This window comes from Sediminibacterium sp. (assembly GCF_030695065.1).
Classification (GTDB): Bacteria; Bacteroidota; Bacteroidia; order Chitinophagales; family Chitinophagaceae; genus Sediminibacterium.
On the sequence record NZ_JAUYTR010000011.1, the window covers coordinates 485,986 to 500,720 of the forward strand.

The 14,735-nt window shown below is 38.5% G+C and carries 13 protein-coding genes; all 13 read right to left on the bottom strand.

Features of this window, described 5'->3' with window-relative positions; genetic code table 11:
* Positions 1-49 precede the first annotated feature (49 nt).
* Positions 50-949: a cation diffusion facilitator family transporter gene (locus tag Q8S25_RS06045; protein ID WP_295234957.1), complete on the bottom strand. Its 900-nt coding sequence runs from the start codon at positions 947-949 to the stop codon at positions 50-52.
* 33 nt (positions 950-982) lie between these two features.
* Positions 983-1,456: an MgtC/SapB family protein gene (locus tag Q8S25_RS06050; RefSeq protein WP_295234954.1), complete on the bottom strand. Its 474-nt coding sequence runs from the start codon at positions 1,454-1,456 to the stop codon at positions 983-985.
* Positions 1,457-1,507: 51 nt separating this feature from the next.
* Positions 1,508-1,921, bottom strand: coding sequence for an STAS/SEC14 domain-containing protein (locus Q8S25_RS06055; RefSeq protein ID WP_295234952.1), 414 nt, complete (start codon positions 1,919-1,921; stop codon positions 1,508-1,510).
* A 17-nt stretch (positions 1,922-1,938) separates the two neighbouring features.
* Positions 1,939-2,355, bottom strand: coding sequence for a hypothetical protein (locus tag Q8S25_RS06060; protein ID WP_305535832.1), 417 nt, complete (start codon positions 2,353-2,355; stop codon positions 1,939-1,941).
* Between the two features lie 75 nt (positions 2,356-2,430).
* Positions 2,431-3,522 carry a hypothetical protein gene (locus Q8S25_RS06065; protein ID WP_305535834.1) on the bottom strand — a complete coding sequence of 364 codons (1,092 nt, stop codon included), beginning with the start codon at positions 3,520-3,522 and terminating at the stop codon, positions 2,431-2,433.
* Between the two features lie 14 nt (positions 3,523-3,536).
* Positions 3,537-3,725 carry a hypothetical protein gene (locus Q8S25_RS06070; protein ID WP_305535836.1) on the bottom strand — a complete coding sequence of 63 codons (189 nt, stop codon included), beginning with the start codon at positions 3,723-3,725 and terminating at the stop codon, positions 3,537-3,539.
* 118 nt (positions 3,726-3,843) lie between these two features.
* A complete protein-coding gene (locus Q8S25_RS06075) occupies positions 3,844-5,061 on the bottom strand; it encodes an efflux RND transporter periplasmic adaptor subunit (protein ID WP_295234948.1) in 1,218 nt (405 codons plus the stop codon).
* A 27-nt stretch (positions 5,062-5,088) separates the two neighbouring features.
* Positions 5,089-9,462 (bottom strand): CusA/CzcA family heavy metal efflux RND transporter, encoded by a 4,374-nt coding sequence (locus tag Q8S25_RS06080; RefSeq protein WP_305535838.1) that lies wholly within the window; start codon positions 9,460-9,462, stop codon positions 5,089-5,091.
* Positions 9,463-9,710: 248 nt separating this feature from the next.
* Positions 9,711-10,028, bottom strand: coding sequence for a DUF6660 family protein (locus Q8S25_RS14715; protein WP_365779673.1), 318 nt, complete (start codon positions 10,026-10,028; stop codon positions 9,711-9,713).
* A gap of 126 nt (positions 10,029-10,154) precedes the next feature.
* Positions 10,155-11,387 carry a sialidase family protein gene (locus tag Q8S25_RS06085; RefSeq protein ID WP_295234942.1) on the bottom strand — a complete coding sequence of 411 codons (1,233 nt, stop codon included), beginning with the start codon at positions 11,385-11,387 and terminating at the stop codon, positions 10,155-10,157.
* Entirely contained in the window at positions 11,380-11,889 is a 510-nt protein-coding gene (locus Q8S25_RS06090) for a TlpA disulfide reductase family protein (protein WP_295234939.1), read from the bottom strand. Before Q8S25_RS06090 ends, Q8S25_RS06085 begins: the two co-directional genes overlap by 8 nt.
* Positions 11,890-11,912: 23 nt before the next feature.
* A complete protein-coding gene (locus Q8S25_RS06095) occupies positions 11,913-12,356 on the bottom strand; it encodes a hypothetical protein (protein WP_305535841.1) in 444 nt (147 codons plus the stop codon).
* A gap of 98 nt (positions 12,357-12,454) precedes the next feature.
* A complete protein-coding gene (locus tag Q8S25_RS06100; RefSeq protein ID WP_295234934.1) occupies positions 12,455-14,734 on the bottom strand; it encodes a copper-translocating P-type ATPase in 2,280 nt (759 codons plus the stop codon).
* Between the last annotated feature and the right edge of the window lies 1 nt (position 14,735).

Sequence of the window (14,735 nt, forward strand, 5' to 3'; positions counted from 1 at the left end):
AGGTTTTTGATGTAGTAAAAAATAATAATTAGGTTTTAAATGGATATGATTAAACAATATTGGCAATATATTTTTCTTTGTCTTTATGCACTTCAATTGTTGTATGAGTAATTTTAAATTCGGATGCCAAGTGTTCTTTTATATTACTGACTAAATCTCCTATATCGGCAAAATTTGATTCATCATTCATTATCACATGCACACTCAATGCATTTATGCCGGATGTAATTGTCCAGATATGGAGGTCATGCACAGACTGCACATTTGGCCGTTCTGCAATACATTTTTCTACAGCGGCGTAGTTAATATCGGCTGGTACAGCTTCCAGCAGTATATCTACCGACTCTTTTAATAATCTGAATGTTCGTGGCAAAATAAAAAGTCCAATCAATGCACTCATGATGGGGTCTATATACAACCAGCCGGAAGCAAGAATAATAATGCCTGCGATGATTACACCCACTGAACTCAGCATATCACTTACCACTTCAAGAAAAGCGCCTTTAATATTGATGCTTTCTTTTGAGCCTGCGCTCAGAATTTTCATACCGATTAAATTTATTATCAGGCCACAAAATGCCACAATCAGCATTGGGATGCCTGCCACAGCAGGAGGGTTTTTAAAGCGCTGCCAGGCTTCAAACAATATATAACCTGATATAAAAATCAAAACAAGGGCATTGGTAAGTGCAGAAAGAATTTCAATCCGGTAGTAACCATAAGTTTTCCGGTTATTGCGGGGTTTGGATGTCATCCAGATTGCAAACAGTGCCAGTGCCTGTCCGCCAACATCGGTAAGCATATGTGCTGCATCAGATAATAGAGCAAGGCTGTTGGAAATAAATCCTACCACTACCTCAATAACAAAATAAGATGCGGTAATAGCAAATACAATCTTTAGAGATTTGTTGTGTTTCGCTCCTGCAGATGTAGAATTCAGTGATGACATAAAAAAGTATTCTTTTAAAAATGCTCAATAACATTATTCATTTTCTTCATTATCCTCATCGTGATGATTATCCAGCATTTTCTTTTTCCAATTAATATACCAATGCTGATGATGCAGTGACAACAGAAAATACAGTGCTACAGCGCCAGCTACTGCTATGATAAACATATTTAAACCAACAGCAACACCTACTGCCGCAGTACACCAAACGGTTGCCGCAGTTGTTAAGCCATGTGATGTACCTGCACTGGCATTGCGGTATATAATGCCTGCGCCTAAAAAACCTACCCCTGTAATAATGTTAGCAATTACTCTTGAAGCAGCACCGGCATCGCCAACCAGATGATTGGCAATAGCAGTAAACAATGTTGCGCCAATGCAAACTGCAGCGTAAGTTCTTATTCCGGCAGCACTTCCATGCCGCTCCCTGTCTAAACCAATAAATGCACCTAACAGAAACGAAACGATAAGTTTGGCAACAATGATTAATTCTACGTTTATGTCCATCGCAATATTCCTTTAAGATGAGTAATAAGTGATAAAATAGTTCTTGAGTATTTATTCATTTTGATTTGTTGGTTCCATGTCGTCTGCAGCATTTAAGATCCATTCCTTCGCCAGTTCTTTATCTGCCAAATCAAAATACTTAATCTTTGCTTTTACAAAGGGTTTCATCACTGAACGCATCCACACTTCCCATTTCTTAACGCCTACAATGGCTATTTTTTCTATATCGTCAGAATGGGTAAATTTTAAATTCACATAATTCACTTCAATGATACCATCTTCCCAAAAACCGGCAGCATTTGAAATAAGACAATCATCCATTTCAAAATACCATCTTACCTTCTTACCTGTATGGATAATATTGTGGATTAACGGATGAATTTTTTCATAGTCATTAATGCCCAACAGGTCATTTGCTTTTGTGGCAATAATATTTTTTTGTGTAAAAGACAAGACCTGTAGCATTTTCGATTGTTTAAAAATTAATGATGACGACCATGATGTCCACCATAGTAACCGCCATGACGGCCCAAATCAATATGTGTGGTAACTACCGGATACCATAATCCACTATTCCAAAAGTTTCTTCTGCGAACAGGTTTTTCAATATAAACAGTTTGCGGTACCGACTGCTGTACAATTACAGCAGCGGGTTGTTGCATTGCGGCAGCAAATACATCCTTACTGCCATTTTCATAAACAATCTGACTGATATCTGTTTTGACTGATACATAAACTGGCCCGTTAATATTAGCAGATTTATAATACCTTACTTCAGTTGTACCTACTTCGGCTACTTTGCCATTGATGGTTTCACCGGTACGCAAGGTGATAATGTCCTGTGCAAACAGGAAAGATGCTGATAACAGCATCACTGTAAATGCAAATAACTGTTTCATAATTTTAATTTTAAAGTGATGAATTTTATTTTTATATCTAAAATCAAACCCCGATTAAAGCATGGATAATTTTATTTAAAGCTGCTCTCTGTCAAAACCTATTAATGCTATACCTAAGCCAAAAGAAAAGCCAGAAAACATTGAAGCTGAACCGAATTCAGTACTGCCAATAGCCCATCTGTATCTTGTTTTACCTGTCAGGTAAAAATCAGGTTCATGATTATTAGAAATTAATTTTACAGAAAGGTCTAAACCTGGCTCTAACAGAAATTGATAGTTTTCGGCTATTTTTTTCGAAACGTTTCTGTAGCCACGGGAAGTCCTTACTCTTTCTGTAAACGCTTTGTCTCTAAGCATGGAAATCGTAAGAGCAGTAATCAAGTTTGCACCCAAACGAATATTCTTGTTTTGTACCAGGTCATATTGGTTTATCCAACCAATATCAAGACTGCTAACCTGTGGTTTAATTACAGAAAATAGAAAAGTATCAGTAATTTTTTTTTGTACCCCGGCCAGGTAAAGCCCTGTCGAAAACTTTTTTGTCGGGAAGTACCTCATTTCTAAAGCCAACCCCCATAAATCGTTTAATGCTATTTTTGTACCATAGGCATAAAAATCTAAAGCAATGTCATGGCGGCATTTCGCAGTACTTTTTGCAATTATGTTATATGTTGCAGAATCTGTATGAAGTTTCAATTGCTCCCTGGAAAAAGAATAAACAGGGGAATCTAAAGTACTGCTAAAATAATATTTTGAGTATTTTCCCAGTGTTTTGTACTTGTAAACAGGCGATAGTTCATACAGGGAATAATACCTGCCATCGTATAATCTTAAAGGGTAGTCATCGCTTTTGCGTATTCCCCAAACCGAATCTGCCTGTACAATATTTTTTGAATTATCCTGGTGTTTAACAAAAATTTTGCCTGAAAAAAAAGCAACTCCAATTTTTTTAATAGACGAATCGCAAATGGAATCTAATAGCTGTGAGGAATAGAAAATAACTTTAGGGCATCCTGTTATCGGTTTTTGTGCCACTGCTGTTGTTAATAGCAGGCAACCTGCTATTAACAAAAATAAACCTACGCTACATAAGCGTATCTTTATATAAAGATGTCCTGTAGGATTTATATTCGCAGTATTGCATTTATGGTTCACCGCAATCAGCATTGTTATAAGATGAATTATTTTTTCTTTGAGTCCAGTTCATTACCGCCCATTTTCATTCCAATTGTATCTGTCTCCTTTCTTTCCTTATGAGCGGAATCATGTTTTTCTGGTTGTATCTCCTGCTTGTTTTTATCGCCTGCATTGGTGCAACCACTGCCAACAGTTGTAACTATGATTGCCAGCAGAAATAGTATTTTGTACATACGTAATAATTTTAATTGATAATAATGCTTTGTTTGGGTGGGCACGGAAACCCTGCTACTAACGGTTTTCCATTTTTAAAACGGGACAACTAAAGCAGGGCTCCGACCCATCTATGTTTTATTCTTCCTCCTCCACATTATTCATCTTTGATAACAAATCATAAGCTCCATTTATCACCACTTTACTGCTTCTGTCAAAACCTTCCGGCAAAATCACTTCCGTATAACCATTTTCCGAAACACCTGTTGTTACTTCAATTCTCTTAAACGGAATATGTTTTTCCCCGGGGGCGGCATCTTTACCTTTCTCAGCAGGTGCCTTTTCTTCTTTTACTTCATCAGATGCGATGAATATATATGATTTGCCGGCTGCCTGCACAATTGCTTTATCCGGTAGTGCGGTAGTAGTGGCAAGACCTGTCTCTACAATTGCTTTTAAAAATAAACCTGGTAATAAATCCCTGTCTTCTTTCAATAGCCTGCAATGTACCCGAACAGTCCTGTCTGTTCCTATTTCCCTTCCAATAAGGCTTATTTCAGCCAGTCTTTCTTTTGTTTCATTATTTAATACAAACCTAACTTTCTGGCCAGCCTTCAATTTGGGAACATCTTTTTCAAAAACGTTAAGCTCAACGTGCAGTTCACGGGTATCTGCAATTTCCACTAAGGCTTCATTTGCGTTTACATATTTGCCTGTATTTACTTTTACCTTCGTAACATATCCCGGTGCAGGTGCATAAATATTGCTGCGGCTGCTGAGGTTGCCATTTCCCACTTTGTCGGGATTAATATTTATCAACTGCAGTTTTGACTTAAGCCCCTGCACCCTCGCCACCATACTATTATATTCACTGCTGGCTTTTTGAACTGTTTTTTTTGCATTTACATTTTCTTTTGCCAATTCCTGTTGCCTTTCCAGTTCCTCTTTAAGGTAACCTAATTGGCTTTTATAATCGAGATAATCCTGCTGCAACTGTATAAATTCAGGATTTTCGAGGACTGCAACTACCTGGCCCTGGGAAACAAATTTACCTTCCAGAAGAGGTATGCTTTTTACAATACCTCCGTAGGGCGTTGATACCGTTATTAATTGTTGAGGCGGCGCTTCTATGTCGCCTGATGCCCGGATAACACTACTGAGATTTTTTTCCTCAACGGCTCCATATTGGATATTTACCGTTTTAAACTGGTCTTCCGATAAATCCACCATACCGGCTTCTTCTTTTTTGGGTTCTTCTGGTGCTGCAGCCGCTGCATTTTCTTTGGAAGAGCAGGCAGAGAACAGTACAGCAGCAAGAAAAAGTATGGCTAATGAACTAAATATTTTTTGTTTCATGATAATGATTTTTTCCTGTTTTATTTATTAATTGATGCCGGCAATAAATTCGATGGCAATGATTGTTTGATTATATTGATTTACTACTTTGGTAAACTCCTGTTTTACCGTTACCGCATTATTTAAAGATTGGGTAAGTTCATAATATCCAATTTCACCGGCCGTAAATGCTTTTTGCGACTGGCTGATGATGAGGTTAGCCTGTGGCAATGCTGTGTTGCGGTAATAGTTGATTTGAACCCTTTGCTTTTGCAGTTCACCAAATAATCTTGCCAGTTCTGCATTTAAATTGTATTGGTAATTGGTCAGTTCAGCTTGCCGTTTGGTACTGTTTATTTCGGCAGCTTTTACTTTTTCCTTTTGTGCTTTGGCAAATATGGGAATGCTGATACCAAGATTTACTCCCTGGAAGCGGCGGCCTGCGCCATAGTACTTATCAACGCCATTTACCGTTTGATAACCTACTAATGACTGGTTAAAATAACCAACACTGAAATCAGGCTTTAACCTTGATTGCTCCACCGCTTTTTCTTTTTGGGCTATATCAATTTGCTGCCGGATAAAAACCAGGGTGGGATTAGCTGCAATGGCACTACTATCATAGTTGATGTCAATTAGTTTTTCAATCAATGCAGTATCTGCAATCGCAGTAACAGAAGAGTCGGCGGTGAAGACCTTTAAACGGTTCAGTTCAATTTTGTAATCCTCCTCATCGCTTTTTAATTGTGCCCTTATTTCATTTACCCTGCTTTCGGCATTATAATTTTCCAGGGCATTTGTTTCGCCGGTTTTGTAACGCAAAGCAGAGGCTTTCAATACATTTTCATAAATGGCCAGTAATTCTTTTAGAAGTCTTATTTCTTCCGTCCAAAACATCAACTGATAATAAGAGGTTTTTGTGTTGGCTGCCAGTTCACTTTGATAAACTTTCAATTGCAGTTCACTGCTTTTGATATTGGCTTCAGAAAGTTTAATCAGGCTCCTGAAGTAAGCCGGGTTAGGTATGCTTTGATTAATAGTGAAATTATTATCATAAGCTATACGGCTGTTATACTGACCGAACGTAAGCCCCAGGTTTGTTTTGCCGTAATCTTTCACCGTCTTTTTAAGTTGTTGCTGATAGCCAATATCCAACGTTCCCACTTTTATTATTGGGTTATTTTTCATAGCGGCTGATACTGCACTATTGAGATTAATGACCGTGTTTGGTTGTTGGGCATTTGCAGCAAATGATGAAGCTAGAAACAGGATAAGCAATGACGCTAAACCTTTATTCACTTTTGATTTTTTACCTTTTGCGCCTATTTTTTCGAACCATGTATAGAACACCGGCAAAACGACTAACGTAAGAAAGGTGGCTGTTATCAGTCCGCCAATTACAACTGTCGCTAAGGGTTTTTGTACTTCGGCACCTGAACCTGTAGATAATGCCATTGGCAAGAATCCTAATGACGCAACTGCTGCCGTCATTAACACCGGTCTTAACCTCACTGACGTTCCTTTTAAAATAATTGAATTGATATCCGTCATACCTTCTTTTTTTAACCTGTTAAATTCACTGATAAGTACGATGCCATTTAACACCGCCACCCCAAACAAAGCAATAAAGCCAACGCCTGCCGAAATGCTGAATGGCATGCCCCTGAACCATAAGGCGAATACGCCGCCGATGGCACTCATAGGGATAGCAGTAAAAATGAGCAGTGAATATTTTATAGAACCGAAAGTGAAAAAAAGCAATAACAGGATTAATGCTAAGGCTACGGGCACTGCCACCGATAATCTTTTGTTAGCTTCTTCCAGGTTTTTAAACTGTCCGCCATAGGTTATGAAATAACCGGGTGGCATTTTCACCTGTTTATCTATTTTTTCCTGCATTTCTTTTACTACAGAAGAAATATCCCTGCCCCTGGTATTGAAGCCTACAATAATTCTTCGCTTGGCATCTTCCCTTTGTATTTGATTAGGGCCAAGTTCAAGTTTAACTTCTGCAACCTGCTCTAAAGGAATTTGATTGCCATCAGACGCCACAACAAATAATCCTTTCACATCGTCAATACTTTGGCGGCCCGTTTTTTCAAGACGAACAACCATATCAAATCTTTTTTCACCTTCATATACAATGCCGGCGGCTTCTCCCGCAAAAGCGGCGCTTATAGTACGGTTTACATCTTCTACATTCAACCCAAACTGAGCTATTTTATCACGGTTCAATTTGATAACAATTTGTGGAAGGCCGGTAACTTGCTCCACATATAAATCTTCTGCGCCTTTTACAGTAGGCACAATAACACCGATTTTCTTTGCCAGGTCTGCCAGCACATCTAAATCCTCACCGAATATTTTAATACCCACATCCTGGCGTACACCGGATATTAATTCATTAAACCTAAGCTGTATGGGTTGAGAGAGGCCGTAAGAAATACCCGGTATTTTTTCCAATTCTTTCTGCATCAGCTCAGCCAGTTCTTCCCGGTTGTGTGCACTTGTCCATTCTTTTTTATCTTTTAATAGTATAGTAATATCGCAGGCTTCAATAGGCATCGGGTCGGTAGGTATTTCAGAGGCACCTATTTTTCCAATTACTTCTTTTACTTCAGGAAATTTTTTCATCAATAAATCGGAAGCCTGTGTTATTTTATCAATGGTCTGGCTTAGAGAACTTCCGGTAAGTAATCTTGTTTCTACAGCAAAATCACCTTCTTCCAATGTCGGTATAAATTCACCGCCCAAAGTTTTAAAAATTATCAGGCTGATGATAAACAGACCAACGGCAATACTAACCACCAACAGTTTCATTTTCAAAGCGCCTTTTATAAGAGGTGTGTAAAGCCTTTGAAAAAACTTCATCATTTTATCAGAAAGGTTTTCCTTATGACTTATTTTTTTGCTCAACACCAAAGCACTCATCATAGGCACATAAGTGAGAGATAACAAGAATGCACCGAGGATGGCAAAGGATACTGTTTGTGCCATTGGGCCAAACATTTTTCCTTCAATGCCAACCAATGCAAGGATAGGCAGGTAAACGATTAATATTATAATTTGGCCAAAGGCAGCAGAGTTCATCATCTTGCCTGCCGATTTATATACTTCATCGTCCATTTGGTCTTGTGTCAGTCTTCCAGGTTTTCGATGGCCCAACTGATGCATGGTGGCTTCCACAATAATCACGGCTCCATCTACAATTAATCCAAAATCAATAGCACCCAAACTCATCAGGTTACCGGATACGCCAAACATATTCATAAGGGCTATTGCAAAAAGCATTGCCAGCGGAATTACGGACGCTACTATCAATCCAGAGCGGATATTGCCAAGGAAAACCACCAATACAAAAATTACAATTAAAGCTCCTTCAATAAGATTAGTCTTTACTGTGCCAATGGCCCTGCTTACCAAAGCACTTCTGTCTAAGAAAGGCTCAATCACTACTCCTTCCGGCAGGCTTTTTTGAATTTGAATTATTTTATCTTTTACGCTATTAATAACGATACTGGAATTAGCGCCTTTTAACATTAACACAATACCGCCTACTACTTCTCCTTCGGCATTACGGGTAAGCGCCCCGTATTGTGTAGCATGCCCGAGTTGAACAGTTGCTACATCCCTTACGAGTACAGGTATCCCGGCGGGAGTACGGATAACAACAATTTTTTCGATGTCTGTAATTGTTTTAATAAATCCTTCGCTTCGGATAAAATAGGCGTTGGGTTTTTTATCAATATATGCACCGCCTGTATTCTGGTTATTTTTTTCCAGCGCATTGAATATGTCTGCTATTGATAAATTATAGCTGCGCAGCTTATCTGTATTCAGGGCAATCTCATATTGTTTCAATAAGCCGCCGAAACTGCTTACATCAGCAATACCTGGTGTTCCTAATAACTGGCGTCTTACAATCCAGTCCTGAATTGTTCGTAATGCCATTGCATCGTACTTGTCTTCAAAACCTTTTTTAGTATGTAAAACATATTGATAAATTTCGCCCAGGCCGGTTGAAATGGGGGCCATTTCCGGATTACCGATATTATTCGGTATCTGGTTCCTGGCTTCTACCAGTCGTTCACCAACCTGCTGCCTTGCCCAGTATATATTGGCATCATCATGAAATACTACTGTAACCACTGAGAGACCAAAACGGGAGATGGAACGTATCTCTTTTACTTCAGGGATAGTGGCCATCGTTTGTTCTACCGGAAAGGAAATAAGTTGTTCTACTTCCTGTGCCGCCAATGAAGGGCTTAGCGTGATAATTTGTACCTGGTTATTTGTAATATCGGGAACAGCATCAATCGGCAATTTTTTAACCGAGTAAACGCCCCAGATAATCAGGGCAAGCGTAAAAAGGCCGATTACCAGTTTGTTTTTTATGGAGAATTGAATGATTTTATTAAGCATATATTAATTCTGTTTGATTATACATGATACCTGAAAAAGTGAATTGTTCTTTGAATAATAGCTGCGATAAGTATTGCACATGCCAGTGTTATAAAAATGATTTTGATTGCCCGAAGCCAAAAAGGCTGTTTAGCCATTTTGGACTTTTTACTACTTACCATTCTTTTTTAATAAAAAATGATTGAATGAGAAATGCAATACATGCCAATAGATTGGCTATGCAGCAAATTCAAATAAGAAGGAAATAATTAAGAAAATTTGGGGGGCTGGAAGATACTATAATATGCTTCGGTATTGAAGGCTACATTGTAGAGAGGATATTTGTCAGATTGAAATACTGGTTTATTAACCTGCGTTTTTGAGAAAGACCCATGAAATGCTGAAGCTGTACAGCAGGAACAAGTGCAAAAAGGAGTGCAAGATTCTGAAGTGTGTTTGTGTTCCTGATGATTATCAGTCGCTGAAATTTTTACCTGGGCATTTACATTACACTCTCTGCTATCGCCACATGGAAGGCATGACAGATAAAGGAGTAGAAAGCCCATTATGAAAAATAAATATTTCATTGTCCGCAAAAGTAACCTCTTATGTTGCAAATTCTTAAAAATTAGGCATGTAAAATGGCAATGTGGTTGCAAAAAGCGGAAAAATCAGGCTGTTTTTCCTCATTTCGACAACCAAACCAAAGTAAACTAAAGAACAAGATTCGCTACTTTAATCGTTTTCTCTTTATCATCAGTCCATGCAAAAATTATATTATTACCTGCTTTTGTCATCTGTGGAAAACCGCTTGATCTTGATTCCGCTGAAGCGGCCACGGTAAATGAAGATTCTTTTTTACCATTATTATAAGCCTTTACAGCTTTTATTACAGAACCTTCCATCCAGCTTACTATAGCTGTATTCTCATCCAACATCACTACATCCACACGGCCAATTCCCTTTCCTTCATCAATACGAAGGGGACTATTAAATGTAGCACCACCATCATTGGAAAAAACAATATTTACCTGTGCATTCTTTTCAGGTGATGTAAACCATGCAACCGCAACACTATTGCCCATAGCATCAATCCTGGGCCCGTTTACAGGACATCCGGCAATTTTCCAACTATCGGTAAATATTGGTTTAGGTGCAGTCCACTGACCATTCACAAACCTTACAATAGATATGTCTCTAATTTCTTCTTCTGACCTGTCTCTGTAAACCACCACGGGCCCATTCGCCGTAATAGCAGCACTTGTCTGGCAACAATCACATACCCTGTTATCCAATTCCCATTCGCTTGATTTCTTTCCCTGCTTATCTACTATTGCACCTCGTATTGTCATTTGACCATGGTGACCTTCACTGTGTCCTCCATTCCCTTCCATAACAGAGTTTCGCCCATCCAGCCATGAAATGAAATAGTTTTCTCCGTATGGTATCATTGAAACAAAACCATGCTCCGCTATCTTGCCATCATCATGCAGAATTTTTGACGAACTCCATGTTTTTCCTTGGTCAGCAGAGGTAACTATTTTTACATCGTATGTATAAGTACCCTTTTCGCTTTTCTCTAAATAATGTGCTATCATATTTTTTGCTCCATCCGCAGCTACCAGTGGATAGTCTGCCCAATTAACAAACCAATTATCCCCTGAACTGATTACCATTGGTTCTGACCACAACTCATTATTCAATGTTGAAATTTTCAATATACTCTTTCCCTTTGTTTTCTCAATCCATGATAAATACACCAACCCATTTTTATCTGTAAACAGATATGGCTCGGCACTGGCTGTGTCTGCCGGTGATTCTAACTCTTTTAAATTGCTGGTTTCTGCAAGCGCAGATTGAGATTTCTTATTGTCAGATTCTTTTGATGAATCTTTACAAGAGGATATTACAATTACAACAATTAAAGCACATAGTAACTTATTCATTTTTATTTATGATTTTAAGGATGGCATCAATATTACTTTTCTCGTCCCATTTGCGGTATCCTGATTCAGAAAAAACCAGTTTGCCTTTTTTATTAAAGATAAAAGTTGTTGGAAGACTTTGAATACCTAATTCTTCGCTGTTTTGTATTTGAACATATTTGAATGGATAGGCATGCAGTTTTCTAAATGTGTCAATCTCTTCAAAAGCTTCGGCTGAAGCCAATAAGAATACAACATTTTCATTTTGTAAAAACTGCTGGGCTTTTTCAATCGAAGGCATTTCTTGAAGACAAAGTTTGCACCAGGTGGCCCAAATATTAATAAAGATTGCTTTTCCTTCATACTGGTTTAAATCAAGCGGCTCATTTTTTAAGTCAGTTAATTTTATTTTATCTATTTCCCTGTCAGGTTGAGGAATTACAACAGGGTTCGTTTTATTTACACTGTTACAACTAATTAAACCAATTAAAATAACACCGATGATGTTTTGTATGATAGTCATTTTTTCTCTTTTCAATATTAAGTTTAAGGATGGTGCAAATTATGTACATGATGTAAGGAATCCATGGTGTGGTGATGACAAATATGGTGGCCCGGATGATGGTCACAATTTGTATGATGGTGATTAGTCAATACCATTACTAATGAATCATTAAGGTGACCGGGGTAGGAATGATGGTAGTGCTGCGAATGATTTATGGCAGGGTCATAAGGCATCCACTGATGGTTATGGTCGTCATGGGTATAAGTATTGTGGTGGTAATTATTATGGTGATGCCAGAATAAAGAATCATGATGGTGGTATATGCTGTCCCAATGGCGCTGCTGGCCTGAACTTTGGGCTCCTGCAAGGTTGGTTAATACCTGACGCAAAGATGATAAATCATTTGTCATTCCAGTAGAAGCGGAAACATCATCTTGCTGGATGGTTTCTTTTGATGAATTATTTTTACCACAGCTACTAAACAAAATAATACTCAGGAGTAAAAAGAATTTTGTTTTCATGTTGTTAGGTTTATGATTGGTTTAAGTGCGATATAGCGACATAGTATGTTACGGTAAGAACTTTACTTTACTTTCAACAAACTTGCATTAATGGCTACCACTACAGTGCTTACACTCATCAGTACAGCACCCGCAGCAGGGCTTAGCAGGATTCCCATTTTATACAACACACCTGCCGCTAATGGCAAAGCCACTACATTATACCCTGTTGCCCAAATTAAATTCTGAATCATTTTCCTGTAAGTGGCTTTTCCAAATAAAATCAAACTCACAATGTCTTTAGGGTTGCTGTTTACCAAAACGATTCCAGCTGTTTCTGCGGCAATATCACTACCGCTGCCAACAGCAATACCAATATCAGCTTGTGCCAAGGCAGGTGCATCATTTACACCATCTCCTGTCATGGCTACAAATTCTCCTTTGTTTTGCAGCTCCTTTATCTTTTCTAATTTCTGATGCGGCAACACTTCTGCAAAAAAGCTATCCATGCCCAATGTTTTGCTTACACTTGCTGCTACTTTATTATTGTCGCCTGTCAGCAATATTGATTTGATATTATTTTGTTTCAACGTTTTAATGGCTTCTGCTGATTCAGGTCTTATCTCATCCGATAATGCAATGTATCCTGCCAATTCATTATTGATAATTACAAACACAACCGTTTCCGTGTCATTAGCTGTAAAGCCATCAGGAACAGTAATATTATTTTCTTTTAAATAGCCCGGACTTACAACCAATACTTTTTTGCTTTCTACAGTTGCTTCAACGCCTTTACCTGTAATCGCATTAAAGCTTTCTGTTGCCGGAATTTTGATAGATAAGTCTTTAATTTTTTGCAAGATGCCTGTTGCAATGGGATGCTCAGATTTTTGTTCTAATGCAGATGCCAGGCGAATGATTTCATTTTCATTCAGGCCTTTTTGGAGTGAAACAATTTTTGATACTTCAAATTTTCCTACAGTAAGTGTACCGGTTTTGTCAAATACAATGGTGGTGATTTTTCTTGCATTTTCAAATGCGGTTCTGTTTTTAATCAGCAACCCGTTTTTCGCTGATAAGGCTGTCGATTTTGCAACGACCAACGGCACTGCCAATCCTAAAGCATGGGGGCAACAAATAACAATTACTGTCACCATCCTTTCCATTGCAAAAGCCAAAGATTGACCTGTTAAATACCAGTATAAAAAAGTACCAATGCCCGCAATAATCGCAATTGCTGTTAGCCACTTTGCAGCCTTGTCTGCTACCAACTGGGTTTTAGATTTTGATTTTTGTGCATCATCAACCAGCTTTATAACCTGTGAGAGATAAGAATCTTTCGCCCCATGCGATACGATAACTTTAATTGAACCGTTCCCATTAATAGAACCCGCAATTACTTTATCTCCTTTTCCTTTCGCCACCGGTTTTGATTCGCCGGTAAGCATTGATTCATTAAGATAGCTTTCTCCTTCTGCGATTATACCATCAGCTGCAACTTTTTCCCCTGGTTTTATCAGTATAATATCAGCCTCTTTCAGCGTTTCAGTTTTTACATCAGTCACTTTTTCACCATCTACTAAGTGAGTATCATCCGGCATTAGCTGAACCAATAATTCCAGTTCTCTGGAAGCTCCGGCAACTGATTTCATTTCAATCCAATGCCCTAACAGCATTATTAGAATAAGTGTTGCCAGTTCCCAAAAGAAATCCATGCCCTTTAATCCAAACACAGTTGCAGCACTATAGATATATGCTACTGAAATGGCAAAACCAATTAGCGTCATCATGCCGGGGTTCTTTACCCTTATTTCACCGACCAGCCCTTTCAGAAAAGGCCAGCCGCCGTAAAAGAAAACAACAGAGGCCAAAGCAAGTAATATATATTTTGAACCAGAAAAACTGATGAGAATATTCAACCAATGCTGAATCATTTCTGATAGCAGCATAATGGGAATGGTTAGTACCAGCACTACATAAAACCGTTTTTTAAAATCAACAATGCCCGATGAATGTGATTCGTGGCCATCACCTCCCTTTGATTTTGTAAGCGACACCAACGTCATGCCACATAAAGGGCATTTGCCTAGTTCGTCCTGTACAATCTGCGGATGCATGGGGCAGGTATATTTGTGAAATCCTTTTGCTTCTTTAATGTTTATTACCGGAGCAGGTTGTTCCTCTTGCTCCGTATGTTTTTCAACTTTAGTTTGCTCATGTTGATTTGAGTGGCTTTCACTTTGCTTACCATTTAGCGGAATTAAGTTCATTCCGCATTTGGGGCAATTGCCCGATTTGTCCTGAATTATTTCAGAATGCATGGGGCAGGTGTATTGTTGTGGGTTTTGTTGATTATGTTCCATA